This window comes from Ilumatobacter sp. (genome assembly GCF_039969435.1).
Classification (GTDB): Bacteria; Actinomycetota; Acidimicrobiia; order Acidimicrobiales; family Ilumatobacteraceae; genus Ilumatobacter_A.
The window spans coordinates 158985-174998 of sequence record NZ_JBDVNU010000017.1; the positions used below are offsets into that span (position 1 = coordinate 158985).

The window sequence follows — 16014 nt, forward strand, 5'->3', positions numbered from 1 at the left end:
CGGATCAGGCGCCGGTGATCTCGGCGAACCTCGCGTCGTACTCGGCTTCGACGTCCTCGGCGAGGTTGGCGAAGGCGAAGGTGCGCGCCACGGTCTCGTCGTCGGGGAACAGCAGCGGGTTCACGGCGAGTTCGGGGTCGATCTTCTCGAGTTCGGCCTGCACGCCGGCGACCGGCGACACGTACTGCACCCACGCGGTGATCTGTGCTGCCTGGACCGGGTCGTAGCAGAAGTTCATCCACTGTGCTGCGGCGTCGCGGTTCACCGCACCCTTCGGCATGACCATTGCGTCGGCCCAACTCGTGCCGCCCTCCTCGGGGATGACGAAGCGGATGCTCGGGTTCTCGATGGCGAGTTGCACCACGTCGCCCGACCAGCCCACGCAGGCGGCGAAGTTGCCGGTGCTCAGGTCGTTCAGGTAGTCGTTGCCGGTGAAGCGGCGGATCTGACCGTCGTTCTTGGCCGCCTCGAGCTTCTCGAACGCCGAGGCGGCGGCGTCGAACGTCGACACGGTCGAGATGTCGACGCCTTCGGCCAGCATCAGCAGGCCCATCGTGTCGCGCATCTCGGTGAGCATGCCGATCTTGCCGTTGAACTCGGGGTCGAACAGGTCGGCGGTGCTGGTCAACTCGCGGCCGGTGGCGTCGATGTTGTAGGCGATGCCGGCGAATCCGGTCTGCCACGGCAGCGAGTACTCGCCCGTGGGGTCCCACGACGGGTTCATCAGGTCGGGGCGCAGGTTGGCGACGTTGGGCACCTGGTCGATCGGGAGCTTGTCGAGCCAGCCGAGCGAGATCAGGCGACCGACCAGCCACGAGGTGGGGGCGATGATGTCCGGATCGATGGTCTTGCCGGTGCCGAGGAGCGGCTGGATCTTGGCGAAGTACTCGACGTTGTCGTTGTACGTCTCGGTGTAGTTCATGTCGATGCCCGTCTCGGCCATGAACCGGTCGACCGTGCCGGTGAGGTCGTCCTCGGTGGGGTCGACGTACTCGGGCCAGTTCTCGAAGAGCAGGCTGTTGCCGCCTCCGCCTGCGACCGGAGCGCCGGAGCCCTCGGGTTGCGTTCCGGAGCCGCCGTCACTGGTCGGGCTCGCGTCGCCGTCGCCGTCGCTGCCGCCGCAGGCCGCGAGGAGGGCGGGCAGCGACATCCCGGCGGCACCGATCGCCCCGGCGCGTGCGAGCAGGCGGCGCCGGCTCATGGCCATGCGGGAGAAGTCGTTGTTGGGGGTGGTCATGGTGGAGGTTCCTTTCGTGGCCCCGATGCGTCGGCGTCGGGAGAATGGTGGCGGGAAGGTCGGTGTCAGCTCGTGGCGTGTGCTTCGAGCGTGTCGATGTCGTCGGCGGTGGCGCCCGGTCGGCTCGGCCACCCGGTCAGGAGGAAGGCGGCACCGGGATCCCATTCGAGGTGGACGGTCGCCCCGGGGAGCAGGAACGGCAGGTCGGTGCCGGTCCCGACGGTGGCGACGACCTCGCTGTGGTCGGCGAGGCGCAGGCCGAGCCGGGCCGTGGCACCTTGGAACACCAGGTCGGTGACCGTTCCGTCCAGCGAGCGACCGTTCGAGTTGGCCTCGGCCGACGCCCGCAGGCGTTCCGGGCGCAGCATCAACGACACCGGCGCACCGATCTCGTTGGAACGCGTCGCACGGGAGCGCACGACGGCACCGCTGTTCAGTTCGACGATCGTGTCGTCGCCGTCGAACCCGCGGACCTCGCCGGGCAGCAGGTTGGCCGAGCCGATGAATCCGGCGACGAACAGGGTCGCGGGGCTGTTGTAGATCTCTTCGGGTGTGCCGATCTGTTCGACGCGACCCTCGCTCATCACCGCGATGCGGTCGCTCATCGTGAGTGCCTCACCCTGGTCGTGGGTGACGAACACGAAGGTGATGCCCACCTCGCGCTGGATCCGCTTCAACTCGAACTGCATGGCCTCTCGCAGCTTGAGGTCGAGCGCCGCGAGTGGTTCGTCGAGGAGCAGCGCGCTCGGCAGGTTGACGAGCGCACGGGCCAGAGCGACGCGCTGCTGTTGACCGCCGGAGAGTTGAGCGGGCTTGCGGTGGGCGAAGTCGCCGAGGCGCACGACGTCGAGCATCTCGGTGACGCTCGCCTCGTAGTCGGACCGGGACCGCTTCTTCGACCGGGGCCCGAAGCGCACGTTGTCGGCCACGGTCATGTGGGGGAACAGCGCGTACTGCTGGAACACGGTGTTGACGTTGCGCTTGTGCGGCGGGACCCGGCTGACGTCGACACCGTTGAGCACGACCTCGCCCTCGGTGGGTTGCTCGAATCCGGCGATCATCTTCAGCGTGGTGGTCTTGCCGCAGCCCGACGGTCCGAGCATCGCGAAGAACTCACCTTCGCGGATGGAGAAGTCGGCTTCCTCGACCGCGACGAAATCGCCGAAGCGTTTGCGCACGTTGCGCAACTCGATGACGTTGCCCGTCTCGGTCATCAGTTCTCACTCTCCCCTGTGGTGCAGTCGGCGGGTGCCGCTCGTCGACGGCAACGTCCCCCGTCGCGGTTGCGCAGCAGAGTAGACGCGCGACGCTCGAGGAAGGAACCGTCGGGTCCCGAGTTCACATTGCCGACACGAATCGCCGGGGTGCCGGTGGTGGCGTCGCCGAGATGGGTGATCATCCGGTGCCCCAGTTGTAGGTCTGTTTGACGAGCTTGAGATAGGTGAGGATCTCGCTGCCGCACACCCCCGGCACGCTGCGGACGTGGTCGTTGACGACACGCAGGAGGTCGTCGGTGTCGGAACACACGACCTCGACGAGGATGTCGAAGCGCCCCGCGGCGACGACCACGTACTCGAACTGCTCGAATGCCGCGAGCTTGTCGGCGACGACGCCGATGTCGCCTTCGACGTTGATCCCGATCATCGCCTGGACCGGGAGTCCGATCTTGGCCGGGTCGGTGACGGCGACGATCTGCATCACGCCGCGCTCGGTGAGTCGATGCACCCGTTGGCGCGTGGCCGCTTCGCTCAGGCCGACCGCCGTCCCCAGTTGCGAGTAGGCCAGACGGCCGTCGCGCTGCAGCGCCCGGACGATCTCCTTGTCGATGTCGTCGAGGTCGTGGTTGGCCATCAGGTCGTCACCGTGTCGTTGCAGCACACTGTTGTTGCGGTGCGGTCGTCTCGGGCGAGGTTCCGCATCGGCCTGATCACATTCCGAGCTCGGCCATGCCCTTGAGGAGCACGGTGCGCAGAGCGGTGGTGATCTCCTCGAAGTGCTCGGGCCCCGCGATCAGCGGAGGGGAGAGTTGGATGACCGGGTCGCCACGGTCGTCGGCGCGACAGATCAACCCGTTCTCGAGCAGCGACTCCGACAGGACACGACGGATCAGCAGTTCGGATTCGGCTGGTGTGAACGAGGCCTTGGTGTCGCGGTCCTTGACCATCTCGATCCCGTAGAAGTATCCGGCGCCACGGACGTCGCCGACGATCGGAAGATCCTTCAGCGTCTCGAGTTGGCGGCGGAACTCGGGCTCGTTGTCGAGGACGTGTTGCAGCAGTCCCTCGTTCTCGAAGATGTCGAGGTTGGCCATCGCGACGGCGCAGCTGACGGGGTGGCCACCGAACGTGAAGCCGTGCAGGAACCGGTTCGTCGAGTTGATGAACGGTTCGACGAGGCGATCGCTGACGATCATCGCGCCGAGCGGGGAGTAGCCCGACGTGAGGCCCTTCGCGCAGGTGATGATGTCGGGGACGTAGCCGAAGCGGTCGGCACCGAACATGTGTCCCAACCGGCCGAACGCACAGATCACCTCGTCGGACACCATCAGGACGTCGTACCGGTCGCAGATGTCGCGAACGCGCTGCATGTAGCCGTCGGCCGGGACGAAGCATCCGCCCGAGTTCTGCACGGGCTCGACGAACACCGCGGCGACCGTGTCGGGACCCTCGTGCAGGATCATCGCCTCGATGTCGTCGGCGCACGCCAACGTGCAGCTTCCGGCGAGGGCGCAGAAGTTGCAGCGGTACTCGTTCGCGTTCGCGACCTTGAACGCGCCGGGCACGAGCGGTTCGAACGTGTTGCGCAGTGCCGGCACACCCGTGATCGACAGCGCACCCATGGTGGTGCCGTGGTACCCGAGATAGCGACTGATGACCTTGCGTTTCTGGGGTTTGCCGACCGACTGGAAGTACTGCATCGCGAGCTTCCACGCGGACTCGACGGCTTCGCCGCCACCGGTCGTGAAGAAGACCCGGTTCAGGTCGCCCGGCGCGTGGTTCGCGAGTCGCGCCGCCAGCTCGATCGCCATCGGGTGGGAGTACGTCCAGACCGGGAAGTAGGCCATCTTCTCGGCTTGCTCGCGCGCTGCCTCGGCCAGCTCGACACGGCCGTGACCGACCTGCACGGTGAACAACCCGGCGAGGCCGTCGAGGTAGCGGTTGCCCTGGTCGTCCCAGATGTAGCAGCCGTCGCCACGCTCCATGATCCGCACCGTGTCGATCCCGCCGCCCACCGTGGAGAAGTGACCCCAGAGGTGGCGGTTGCCGAGCTCGGCGAGTTGATCGTGGTTCATGGACGTCCTTGCAAGGAGTGACGACTCGATCGGTGACGAGCCACTGGATTCACGACGTGATCCGTGCCACGATGACCGTAACACGACGAAATCGGTCGTGTCGAGAGGCTCGCGTCCAGCGGCCACGAACCCACTCGCCCCGCGACGGGGCACCGACCGGAGAGGACCATCACCCGCATGGCCACGACCAACTCGCCGACCCTGGCAACTGCGAACTTCGTCAACGGTGGCTGGCAGGCCGCCGCCGACGGTGCGACGGACGTGGTGCTGAACCCCGCGACCGGCGAGGTGCTGGGGGAGGTCCCGGCGTCGTCGGCCGCCGACATCGACGCCGCGGTCACTGCGGCACATGCGGCGTTCGGCGGGTGGGCCGGACTCACCCCACGCGAGCGCAGCGAGGTGCTGCACCGGGTGGCCGACATCGTCGAGGAGAACATCGACGAGCTGTCCGAGTTGGAGTGTCTGAACGTCGGCAAGCCCGTGGGCATCGTCGAGTTCGAGATGGACCTGACGAAGGACAACTGGCGCTTCTTCGCATCCGCCTGCCGCTTCCTCGAAGGCAGGGCGGCCGGCGAGTACCTGGAGGGCTACACGTCGATGGTGCGTCGCGACCCGATCGGTGTGGTCGGGTCGATCACGCCGTGGAACTACCCGCTGAACATGGCCACGTGGAAGCTCGGCCCCGCCCTCGCCGCGGGCAACACGGTCGTGCTCAAGCCGTCGGAGCTGACGCCGTACACCGCACTGCGTCTCGCGGAGTTGACCGCCGACGTGCTGCCGCCCGGAGTGCTCAACGTCGTGTGCGGGCAGGGCGGCACCGCCGGTGTGGCGCTCACCGAGCATCCCGGCATCGCGATGGTGTCGATCACGGGCAGCGTCGGTGCGGGCAAGTCCGTGGCACGGTCGTCCGCCGACACGCTCAAGCGGGTGCACCTGGAACTGGGCGGCAAGGCACCGGTGATCGTGTTCGACGATGCCGATGTCGACGCCGCCGTCGAGATGTTGCAAGGCATGGCGTTCTACAACTCCGGACAGGACTGCACCGCTCCGTGCCGGGTGATCGCGGGAGCAAAGGTCCACGACGACTTCGTGAACAAGCTCACCGACGCGGTGGGCAACGTCACGACCGGCGACCCGATGTCGGCCGACACCGACATGGGCCCGGTCATCTCGGCTGCCCACCTCGACCGCGTGGCGGGGTTCGTCGACCGGGCGCGCGAGTCGGGCGCCGAGGTCACCGTGGGCGGGAACCGGATCGACGGCGGCGGCTACTTCTACGAACCGTCGGTCGTGATCGGCTCGCCGCAGAGCGCCGAGATCATCCAGCAGGAGGTGTTCGGCCCGGTCGTCACCGTGCAGTCCGCCGCCGACGAGGCGACCGCGCTGGAGATGGCCAACGACGTCGCCTACGGCCTGGCGGCCAGCGTGTGGACGAGCGATGTCGGGCGCGCCATGCGGATGAGCAAGGCGCTGCAGTTCGGCTGCGTGTGGGTCAACGACCACATCCCGATCGTGTCCGAGATGCCGCACGGTGGGTTCAAGAACTCGGGCTACGGCAAGGACATGTCGATGTACGCGGTGGAGGCGTACACCGAGGTCAAGCACGTGATGATCAAGCACTGACAGGATCCGACATGGCTGCCGATACGTCCAATCTCTCCAACGTGTGGTTCAAGGTCACCGACCTCGAGGTCGCCTCGGGCTCGGGATCGTGGGTCACCACCACCTCCGGTGACCGCTATCTCGACTTCTCGGGTGGCATCGCGGTCACGTCGACCGGCCACGCGCACCCGCACGTGGCCCAGGCGATCGCCGACCAAGCGCAGCGCTTCATCCATGCGCAGGCCAACGTCTACACCCACGATCTGATGCAACCGCTCGCGGCGCGCCTCGCCGAGTTGGCGCCCGCCGGCATCGACACGTTCTTCTACGCGAACTCGGGTGCGGAGATCACCGAAGCCGCCGTGAAGCTGGCCAAGCAGGCCACGAAGCGACCCAACATCGTCGTCTTCCAGGGCAGTTTCCACGGTCGGACGCACCAGGCGATGGCGATGACCACGTCGAAGACGGGCTACCGCGCCGGACACGCGCCGTTGCCGTCGGGCATCTTCATCGCGCCGTACCCCGAACTCCTCGCCGCCGATCCCGAGGCTGCTGTCGCCGCGGCGCTGCGCGGGTTCGACCGACTGCTGGCCGAGGTGACGGCGCCGAGCGAGACCGCTGCGGTGATCATCGAACCGGTGCTCGGTGAAGGCGGCTACGTGCCCGCGCCCCGCGGGTTCCTCGAGGGCATCGACGCCCGCTGCAAGGAGCACGGGATCCTGTTCATCGCCGACGAGGTGCAGTCGGGCTTCGGTCGATCCGGCTCGATGTTCGCCATCGAGCAGTACGACGTGGTGCCGGACATCGTGTGCATGGCCAAGGGCATCGCGTCGGGCTTCCCCTTCGCAGCACTCGGTACCCGTCGCGAACTCGACGACCTCTGGCCGACCGGATCCCACGGCGGCACCTACGGCGGCAACGCCATGGGATGCGCCGCGGCGCTGGCCACGATCGAAGTGCTGACCGCCGACGGATTCATGGACGCCGTCCGTGCGCGAGGCGAGCAACTGTGGTCAGGCCTGCGCGAGCTGCAGGGTCGCCACGACGGCGTCGTCGACGTGCGCGGACCGGGACTCATGGTCGCCGCTCAGTTCGACACCGCGGCGCGCACGTCCGCCGTCGTGTCGCACTGCCTGCAGCACGGCAAGCTGATCACGATGACCGCCGGCTCGGCCGGCACGACGATGCGCTTCATGCCACCGCTCACGGTGTCCGCCGACGAGATCGACCTCGCACTCGCCGCCCTCGACAAGGCCCTCGTCGACGCGGCATGACCAGCACGAGTCGGGGTCGTCTCGACCCGGCGGCGCTCCGGTTCGATCCGCCGTCGGTCCCTCTCGACCAGATCTCCGAGACACTCGCCGAACACTGGGGACTCTCCGGTCGTCTTCGCCCGCTCGACGGAGAACGCGACCAGAACACGCAGGTCACCACTCCCGACGGACGCGACTTCGTGCTCAAGATCGCGTCGCCGAGCGAGGACCCGCTCACCGCCGACTTCCAGTGCGCGGCGCTGCGCCACGTGGCTGCTGCCGATTCGAGCATCGGCGTCCCGCACGTGGTCCCGACCGCCGACGGGCACGACATCGTCTCCACATCCGTCGACGGTTCCCCCGCGCCGACGCGCCTGCTGACCTTCGTGGAGGGGATCACGTTCGACGATGCGGGAACGCTCGACCTCGCGGCGCTGATGGAGGTCGGCGCGTCCCAGGGTCGCCTCGCCCGAGCGTTCCGAGGCCTCGAACACCCGGCTGCCGGCAACTTCATGGCGTGGTCGCTCGATGCCGGGATGATCCATCACGACGATCTGTGGGACGGGTTGGGCGAGGCGGGCCGAGCCGCAGCGGGTCCGTTCCGTGAACGGGTCGACGCGGTCGCCACGCGCATCGAGTCGGCGGACCCCGCCCTTCGTCGTCAGGTGGTGCACAACGACGGACACCGGGGGAATCTGCTCCGCAGCGACGCATCGAGCACCGAGGTGACCGGCGTGATCGACTTCGGGGACATCGCCGACACGTGCGTGGTCGCCGACCTCGCGATCTGCGTCGCGAGCTTCGTCGACGGGCACCCCGATCAGGCCGACGCCGCGGCCTCGATCGCCGCGGGATACGACCGGTGGATGTCACTCACCGACACCGAGATCGAGGTGCTCGTCGACGCTGTCCTCCAGCGGATCGTGCTCGGCCTGCTGCTCGTGGAGTTCCAGCGGCGCCACGCGCCCGAGCATCGGCTGGGCGAGATCGGTGACGGATTGTCGGAGTACCGGGCGAACATGACCGCTTGGGCTGCACTCGACATCGGCCGGACCACCGACGTGATCATGAGACGCATCGAGCGTGATCGGGCCGACCGGGGCGGTGCGACATGACCGCCGACGCGCAGAGCGATCTGATCGAGCGACGCAAGGCTGCGTTGGCACCTGCGTACCAACTGTTCTACGACGATCCGGTCCACCTCGTGAGCGGGTCGGGCGTGTGGGTCCACGACGCCGACGGCCGTCGATACCTCGACTGCTACAACAACGTGCCGTCGGTCGGGCACTGCCACCCGCGGGTCGTGGCCGCACTCGCCGGGCAGGCCGCACTGTTGAACACCCACACCCGCTACCTCCACGGCAACGTGGTCGAGTTGGCCGAGCGGCTCGGTGCATCCCTGGCCGGGGACCTGTCCGTCTGCTTCTTCGTGTGCAGCGGCACCGAGGCGGTCGACCTGGCCGTGGAGATCGCGCGGGTCGCCACCGGAGCGCAGGGCGTCGTGGTGACCGAGTCGTCGTACCACGGCAACACGTCGCTGGTCTCGAAGCTCTCGACCGACGGCTACCCGGCGACGGATCGACCGGACTGGCTCGGGGTGATCGAGCCGCCCAACACCTATCGAGGCCCGTTCCGTGTCGCGACGTCGACCGACGCGACCACCTCGACCGACACGGCGGATGCGGTGCCGGTCGGTGAGCGATATGCGGGACTGCTCGCCGTCGAGATCGAGGCACTCGCCCGCCGCGGGAACGATCCGGCGGCCCTGCTCGTCGACACCAGTTGGGATTCCAACGGCGTGTTGACCGCGCCCGACGGCTACGTCGAGCGCATCGCCGAGATCACCCGTGCTGCCGGTGGGCTCGTGATCGCCGACGAGGTGCAGGCCGGCTACTGCCGACTCGGCGACCACTTCTGGGGGCACGACCGGTACGGGTTGATCCCCGACATCGTCACGATCGGCAAACCGATGGGCGCAGGACACCCGGTGGCCGCCGTCGTCACCACCCCCGAGATCGCCGCCACATTCGCCGAGCGGCGGTCGTACTTCAACACGTTCGGAGGCAACCCGGTGTCCGCGGCCGTGGCGCTCGCCGTGCTCGACGTGATCGACGACGAGAACCTGCTGGACAACAGCACCGACACGGGAACGTACCTCGGTGGTCTGTTGCGCGAGCTCGCGACGCGCCACGAGGTGATCGGCAACGTCCAGGGATCGGGCCTGTTCTGGGGACTCGACCTGGTCGCCGATCGAGCGACCCGCACGCCGATGTCCTACGACGACGGTCGGCGCCTGGCCACCGCGCTCCGTCACGACGGCATCCTGATCGGCCTCACCGGCCGCTACTCGAACGTGCTCAAGATCCGCCCACCACTCGTCTTCGGTCGAGAGCACGTCGACGAGTTGATCGCCACGCTCGACTCCCGACTCGCCGCCTTCGAGTTGCACGGCGGCGACTCGCGCCGTCGCCCCGGCGCCGAGTGGTAGTCGTGACCTGGTCGTTCCACCGTCAGCCGACCGTGGTTCGAGCCGGTCGGCGGTATTCCTGCGGTTCGCAGCGGCAGTTCCATGCTCCCGTTCCCTGAAAAGTCAGGCTGGGCTGACAGAGCGGAGTTCCGCGTCAGGCCAGCCTGACGAACAACCCGACCAGTCGTCGGAACTCATCCTCGGAGTGCGGCCGAAGCCGCTCCCACCGCCGCCGGGGCGGCCGATGAGTTCGTGAGGCCGCAGTCCACACCGAGCCTCGCTCTACGCTCTGGAGCATGGACTTCGCCGAACTGCAGGACGTGATCGACCGCACCTACGGCGACCGCGACCGGGACCGAGGAACGGCGCCGACGGTCGCATGGCTGTGCGAAGAGGTCGGGGAGTTGGCGCAAGCCGTCCGCAAGGGAACGCGAGAGCAGCAGATCCACGAGTTCGGCGACGTCGTCGCTTGGGTCGCGACGCTCGCGAATCAGATGGGTGTCGACCTCAACGAGGCCGCAGCACGCTTCGCGCTCGGGTGCCCCAAGTGCGACGTGCTGCCCTGCGTCTGCGTCGAGCCAGTCCAATAGCGCCGGGCCAGTAGCGCCGACCCGGCGGTCGACCTCAGTGCCGGCCGGCGGCGATCAGTTCGGCGATCTGGAGTGCGTTCAACGCGGCACCCTTGCGCAGGTTGTCGTTGCTGAGGAAGAGGGCGAGGCCCTTGCCCGCCGGGGCTCCCTCGTCGGCGCGGATGCGACCCACGTAGGTCGCGTCCTGGCCGGCCGCCTGGAGTGCTGTGGGGATGTCGCTCAGGACCACGCCGGGTGCGCTGCCCAGCAGCTCGATCGCCCGCTCGACGGAGATCTCGTTCGCGAACTCGGCGTTGATGGCCAACGAATGCCCGGTGAACACCGGGACGCGCACGCACGTGCCCGACACGAGGAGACCGGGGATGTCGAGGATCTTGCGTGACTCGTTGCGGAGCTTCTGCTCCTCGTCGGTCTCGAAGCGGCCGTCGTCGACGATCGACCCGCACATCGGCACCACGTTGAACGCGATCGTACGGGCGAACTTGCTCGGCGCCCCGAAGTCGAGTGCTGATCCGTCGTGCGTGAGCTGGTCGGCCTGGTCGATCACCTTGCGGCTCTGCTCGTGCAGTTCCTCGACACCGGCGAGTCCCGCACCGGACGTGGCCTGGAACGTCGCCGCGATCAGTCGGACGAGACCGGCCTCGTCGTGGAGCGGCTTGAGTACCGGCATGGCCGCCATGGTCGTGCAGTTCGGATTGGCGATGATCCCCTTCGCGAGGTCTGCGACGAGGTGGCCGTTCACCTCGGGGACGATCAGTGGGACGTCGGGGTCCATGCGGAAGGCCGAGGAGTTGTCGATCACGATGGCGCCGGCGGCCGCGTACCTGTCGGCGAGCGCTCGCGAGGAGGTGGCTCCGGCGGAGAAGAGTGCGATGTCGAGCCCGGACGGGTCGGCCGTCTCGGCGTTCTCGACGACGATCTCGCCGTCGCCCCACGGCAGGGTGCTGCCGGCCGAACGTTCGGATGCGAAGTAGCGCATCTCGGCGACCGGGAAGTTCCGTTCCGCCAGCAGCCGCCGCATCACGCCACCGACCTGTCCGGTCGCTCCCACGACGCCGACCCGGAGACCGTTCGACGAGTTCTGCTGCGTGTCCATGGCGAAAAGCCTAACCGGGTGCCCGCAACGACCCAGCGGAGGTTGACGACCAACCTCTGTTGATCCGTCCGGGAGCGAACAACAGAGGTTGGTCGAACGGGGTGGGGAGGTGGCACACTCCTGGGGTGAGTCGTCGTGGTCAGTTCGTCCCGTGGGTGACCGCCGGTCGCGTGACCGAGCGCCAGAGCAATCCCGACGACGTCGTCCGGGCGACCGGCTGGGTGTTCAACAACGAGACCGGCAGCGAGTTGACGCTCGAACAGTTCGTCGCGACCGGCGACCAGGAAGTGGCGACCTACCTCACGGTGTTCGGGTTGCGCGATCCGGAGAACGACGAGCAGACCTTCGTCGAGATCGGTTCCGGTATCGGGCGGATGACCTGCGCTTTCACGCGTGACTTCGGAAAGGTCGTGGCATGCGACCTCGATGCCGGCTTCCTCGAGCGCTGTCTCGAGACCGTCGGTCGCTTCGGCAAGCCCGATCGGCTGCAACGACTGCACGTCGCCGACGGCCGCAGCCTCGATCTGCGGGCGAACTCAGCGGACATCGCCTTCAGCTACATCACCCTGCAGCACTGCGACGCCGACGACGCGCTCGACCTCAGCTCCGAGGCGGTGCGGGTCGTCCAGCCGGGTGGCAAGGTCGTGCTGAACTACCGCAGCAGGAGCCGGGTCGACACGGTGATCCTCCCGCTCAGCAAGGTGATGCGGTCGCTGTTCAAGGTGCCCGGCATCGGAGGGTTCCTGTCACGCCAGCGCGTGTTCGCCCGCCTCGGGTGGCAGGCGAACCGGCTGCAGCCCGACGAGATCATCGGTCCGCTCGCGCCACTGCTGCGCGATGTCGAGGTGTGGCGCAACCCGCGCAGCCGCACCTCGGGCCACGAGGCGACGATCCGCGAGTTCGACGGGATCAACCGGCACCACTACTGGATCGTGGCCACCGTCCGCTGATCGCGGCCCTGGCGCCGGTCCGGGCTTCAGTCGATCGGTGAACGAGTGGCCGGGTCCGGCGGGGCCGGCTGCGCCCTCCGACGTCGACCTCGCGGGAGTGCACGCGCCGCGGTCCCGCCTCCGCGCTTCACCTTGTCGATCGCCCATCGACCGCCTTCGAGGGTCTTGTCGGCGAGCAGGCCGGTGCTGTCACGGAAACCGGGCAGACGGACGTTGAGGATCGGTGGCATGCGCAGGTCGCGCTGGCGGGCGAACGTGCTGGTCGCCGAGTGGATGGTCTCGACGTGGCGGATCAGTCGGCGTCGCTGCAGCAGTTCGAGGCCTTCGAGCCCCGTCGGCTCCATCAGCCTCTCGATGAGGTCGGCGAGGTCGTCGACCAGTGCCTGATCCTCCCGCCGGTGCATGTCGAGGCTGGACTCCATGTCGACCAGCACGGCGTCGAGGTGACCCGGCTCGGTGCGGGTGACCCGATCGAGTCGGAGCCGCTGCCAACCGACGAGGTTGTACTCGGTCGTGGCGAGCAACCCGAGAGCGTCGGCGAGGTTCGCATCGACGAGACGTTCCGCAGCGTCCACCCGGCTGCGGACCATGCGCCCGGGGTCGGTCAGCCCCATTCGCGAGCGGATGAAGAATCGGGTGCGTTCGAGCCCGCTGACGATGTGCGGGTGGAGGTGGGCGACCGCCGACCAGTCGGTCTGGCCGAGGCCACTGCCGTTCGGGTCCTCGATCATCGCGAGCCGTTCCCGGATCACCCGGTGGTGCCCGAGCACCTCGCCGGCCTGGCCCGCCCGCACGAGATCCCGGAGTTCGTCGACCCGGTTCTCCACGCGCTCGACGGCATCGGCGAGATTCTTGATCGATGCGTGGAGGGCGAGTCCGACCGCGGCGGTCTGGAGTTGGATCAGGTCGGCCCCACCGACGGCGGGCTGCCAGTCGATGGTGGCGGGCAGCACCCGACCGTCACCGAGCGCACCGCGGAACAGGCCGTCGCCTGCCTCGATCAGTCGGTTCTCGCGCAACAGCTCGAGCGCGCGCTGGGAGAACTGGAACACCCGGGGTCGTTCGTCCTCGCCGACGCCCGGGATGACGTCGATGCTCGATGCGATGGTCGATGCGTACTGCGTGGCCTGGGAGAAGTTGGGTGAACCGATGAGCCGCCGTGCCCGCTCGGCAAAGCGTTCGACCGCGTCGACCGGGCCCTGCACGGCCACCACTCCGTCCGAGCGCGTCGCGATGGTGATCGAATCCGCACGCCCATCGTGCGGCAACTCGAGGAACGCCGGCGTGTCGTCGGAGCTCGTGTCGGTGGGCTCGGTCATCGGCCTCGAACGGTATCCGTCGGGGAGCATCGGAGTCGTCGATCGCGCACCCTCGGTCGGACATGCCTCGATTCGCGCGCCGATCTGCGCCAGAGTATGGGGGACGAACGAGGTGTCGTCGCACGAGGGGATCATCATGAACCAGAACAGTCGTCACAGGATCGTTCGGCACGTCGCCGGTGTCGCGGCGCTCGCCGTGTTCGCCGTGGGATGCGGTGGATCGTCCGACGGAGACGAACCCGTGGCGTCGACCCCGGCATCGGAGGTCTCCACCGCTCCCGTCGCGACCGAGGCACCCGTGGCGACCGAGGCGCCGGAGGTGAGCGAGGTCCCCGTCGCGACCGATCCGATCGAGATCCCGACGGTGCCGTGTGCGGAGTACGTCGACGAGTCGGGCTACCCGCTCAAGCCGTGCGACAAGGGAGTGCTGACCGAGACGTTGCAGCGCGACCTGGAGTCGTTGTTCCCGGGCATCGCGATCGACGGCCTGTTCGGAGGCCAGACGTTCGAGTTCATCAAGGAGTACCAGACATCGAACGGGCTCGAGGCGACCGGGCTGGTGAGCGAGGAGCTGGCCGGCCAGATCGCCGACGCGGAGTCGCTCGGTGACGGATCCGACGCTGCGACGGCTCCCGACGACACGACGGTCGACACCGCGGTCGAAGCCGATGCGCCGGCGGTCGCAGGCGATGAGGTCACCGAAGAATTGTGCAACGGGCTCGTCGGCAATCCGGACGACCCGGACTTCACGTCGGCCCGGATCGAGCAGTGCGGCGACCTCGGCATCGACATCGTCGGAGAAGGCTGAACGCTCGCCGCTCCGCTCCGATGGGCAGCGGACGCCTCAGCGGACCGCGATCTCCAACCGCTCGACGCCGCGCAGGTTGATCCGTCCGTTCCACTCGACGTCACCGGTCGCATGCGCACCGGGGAAGCGGCGCAGGAAGGAGCCGATCGCCACCTGGGCCTCGAGCTTCGCGAGCGACGCGCCGAGGCAGTAGTGCGAGCCGCTGCCGAACGACACGTGTTGACCCGCACCCGTGCGTCGGACGTCGAGTTCGTCGGCGTCGTCACCCCACTTGGCCGGGTCGTGGTTCGCCGAGGCCAACCCGGCCATGACGAACGTCCCTGCAGCGATCTCGCGGCCACCGAACTCGATCGGCTGCAGGGTGATCCGACGTGAGAACTGGACCGGCGACACGAAGCGGAGCAACTCGTCGACGGCACCGGCATCGAGCGACGGGTCATCGCGCAGGATCGCCGTCTGCTCGGGTCGGTGGAGCAGTTCGTGGATTCCGGTGCCGATCAGGTTGACCGTCGTCTCGTGGCCGGCGACGAACAGCAACTGCACCTGGTCGCGCAGCTCGCTGGCGGTCAGACGGTCGCCGTCCTCCTCGGCCTGGATGAGGGCCGTGAGCAGGTCGTCGGCCGGGTTCGCCCGCTTCCACGTGATCACCTCGTCGAGCAGCGCCCGCATCGATCGCTCGGCGTTCGCCGCTGCCTGGATCTCCTCGTCGGTGATGATCGGGTCGAGGGTCTTGACCAGCGCCGACGACCACTCGGCCACCTGGTCGCGGTCGGAGTCGGGCATGCCGAGCATCACCGAGATCACGTCGAACGGCAGGGGGAAGGCGAGGTCGGCGACGATCTCGGTGGAGCTGCGCTCGTCCATGTCGTCGAGTGCCGTGTCGACCAGGTCCTGGATCACGGGTCGCAGGGCCGCGATGGTCGACGGTGTGAACGCCTTGCTGACCAGTCGACGCAACCGGGTGTGGTCCGGCGCGTCGCGACCGAGCATCGACCTCGTGCGCTCCATGTCGGAGAACGCGTCCTCGACGGCGGCGAGGCGGACCTCGTCGTGGACGGTGACGTTCACGTCGTCGACGCTCAGAGTCGGGTCCTTCAACAACCGGGACACGTCGTCGTAGCGGAACAGGAACCACTGCGTCCCGAACAGGTCGTGGACCGGTTCGCGTTCACGCATCTCGGTGAAGTGCGACCAGGGTGAGGCTGCGTAGCCCTCCTGGAGTGGGTTGAAGAACAACGGAGTGTCCTGTTCAGCGGTCGTCGAGGTGTCCGTCATGGACTGATACTAGACACGTTTGGAACACTGTTCTGGAACGGGGTCCACCGCGCTCAGCGACGGACGGAGAAGAGGTCGCCGGGTGTGCATCCGAGGACGTCACAGATCGCGGTGACGTCGTGAAC

Annotated in this window: 14 protein-coding genes; 7 read left to right on the top strand and 7 right to left on the bottom strand. The window is 67.9% G+C overall.

All coding sequences use genetic code 11. The features are described 5' to 3' along the window. Positions 1–4: 4 nt before the first annotated feature. The 4 genes from ABJK40_RS09695 to ABJK40_RS09710 form a co-directional block, all read right to left on the bottom strand. A complete protein-coding gene (locus ABJK40_RS09695; RefSeq protein WP_348478999.1) occupies positions 5–1237 on the bottom strand; it encodes a spermidine/putrescine ABC transporter substrate-binding protein in 1233 nt (410 codons plus the stop codon). 65 nt (positions 1238–1302) lie between these two features. Further along, entirely contained in the window at positions 1303–2451 is a 1149-nt protein-coding gene (locus ABJK40_RS09700) for an ABC transporter ATP-binding protein (RefSeq protein WP_348479000.1), read from the bottom strand. Between the two features lie 181 nt (positions 2452–2632). Beyond that, on the bottom strand, positions 2633–3088 hold the full coding sequence (locus tag ABJK40_RS09705; RefSeq protein WP_348479001.1) for an Lrp/AsnC family transcriptional regulator: 456 nt from the start codon (positions 3086–3088) through the stop codon (positions 2633–2635). A 76-nt stretch (positions 3089–3164) separates the two neighbouring features. Next, on the bottom strand, positions 3165–4529 hold the full coding sequence (locus tag ABJK40_RS09710; RefSeq protein WP_348479002.1) for an aspartate aminotransferase family protein: 1365 nt from the start codon (positions 4527–4529) through the stop codon (positions 3165–3167). A 177-nt stretch (positions 4530–4706) separates the two neighbouring features. On the opposite strand from ABJK40_RS09710, the gene ABJK40_RS09715 reads away from it, so the two are divergent. From ABJK40_RS09715 to ABJK40_RS09735, 5 genes are all read left to right on the top strand, one after another. Then, complete coding sequence (locus ABJK40_RS09715) at positions 4707–6152, top strand: gamma-aminobutyraldehyde dehydrogenase (protein ID WP_348479003.1); 1446 nt, start codon at positions 4707–4709, stop codon at positions 6150–6152. An 11-nt stretch (positions 6153–6163) separates the two neighbouring features. Then, positions 6164–7405, top strand: coding sequence for an aspartate aminotransferase family protein (locus tag ABJK40_RS09720; RefSeq protein WP_348479004.1), 1242 nt, complete (start codon positions 6164–6166; stop codon positions 7403–7405). Continuing rightward, on the top strand, positions 7402–8499 hold the full coding sequence (locus tag ABJK40_RS09725) for a phosphotransferase (RefSeq protein WP_348479005.1): 1098 nt from the start codon (positions 7402–7404) through the stop codon (positions 8497–8499). Before ABJK40_RS09720 ends, ABJK40_RS09725 begins: the two co-directional genes overlap by 4 nt. Continuing rightward, positions 8496–9872, top strand: a complete 1377-nt coding sequence (locus tag ABJK40_RS09730) for an aminotransferase class III-fold pyridoxal phosphate-dependent enzyme (protein WP_348479006.1) — start codon at positions 8496–8498, stop codon at positions 9870–9872. The genes ABJK40_RS09725 and ABJK40_RS09730 overlap by 4 nt, the downstream gene beginning before the upstream one ends. A gap of 275 nt (positions 9873–10147) precedes the next feature. Next, positions 10148–10441 (top strand): MazG nucleotide pyrophosphohydrolase domain-containing protein, encoded by a 294-nt coding sequence (locus ABJK40_RS09735; protein WP_348479007.1) that lies wholly within the window; start codon positions 10148–10150, stop codon positions 10439–10441. Between the two features lie 34 nt (positions 10442–10475). On the opposite strand, the gene ABJK40_RS09740 is transcribed toward ABJK40_RS09735, so the two are convergent. After that, complete coding sequence (locus tag ABJK40_RS09740; RefSeq protein ID WP_348479008.1) at positions 10476–11537, bottom strand: aspartate-semialdehyde dehydrogenase; 1062 nt, start codon at positions 11535–11537, stop codon at positions 10476–10478. 125 nt (positions 11538–11662) lie between these two features. Here ABJK40_RS09740 and ABJK40_RS09745 point away from each other — a divergent pair, with 125 nt between their 5' ends. Then, entirely contained in the window at positions 11663–12487 is an 825-nt protein-coding gene (locus ABJK40_RS09745; protein ID WP_348479009.1) for a class I SAM-dependent methyltransferase, read from the top strand. Positions 12488–12513: 26 nt separating this feature from the next. Here ABJK40_RS09745 and ABJK40_RS09750 read toward each other — a convergent pair whose 3' ends face one another. Continuing rightward, on the bottom strand, positions 12514–13806 hold the full coding sequence (locus ABJK40_RS09750) for a hypothetical protein (protein ID WP_348479010.1): 1293 nt from the start codon (positions 13804–13806) through the stop codon (positions 12514–12516). Between the two features lie 136 nt (positions 13807–13942). On the opposite strand from ABJK40_RS09750, the gene ABJK40_RS09755 reads away from it, so the two are divergent. Continuing rightward, a complete protein-coding gene (locus tag ABJK40_RS09755; protein WP_348479011.1) occupies positions 13943–14614 on the top strand; it encodes a peptidoglycan-binding domain-containing protein in 672 nt (223 codons plus the stop codon). A gap of 36 nt (positions 14615–14650) precedes the next feature. Here ABJK40_RS09755 and ABJK40_RS09760 read toward each other — a convergent pair whose 3' ends face one another. Then, complete coding sequence (locus ABJK40_RS09760; RefSeq protein ID WP_348479012.1) at positions 14651–15889, bottom strand: cytochrome P450; 1239 nt, start codon at positions 15887–15889, stop codon at positions 14651–14653. Positions 15890–16014 lie beyond the last annotated feature (125 nt).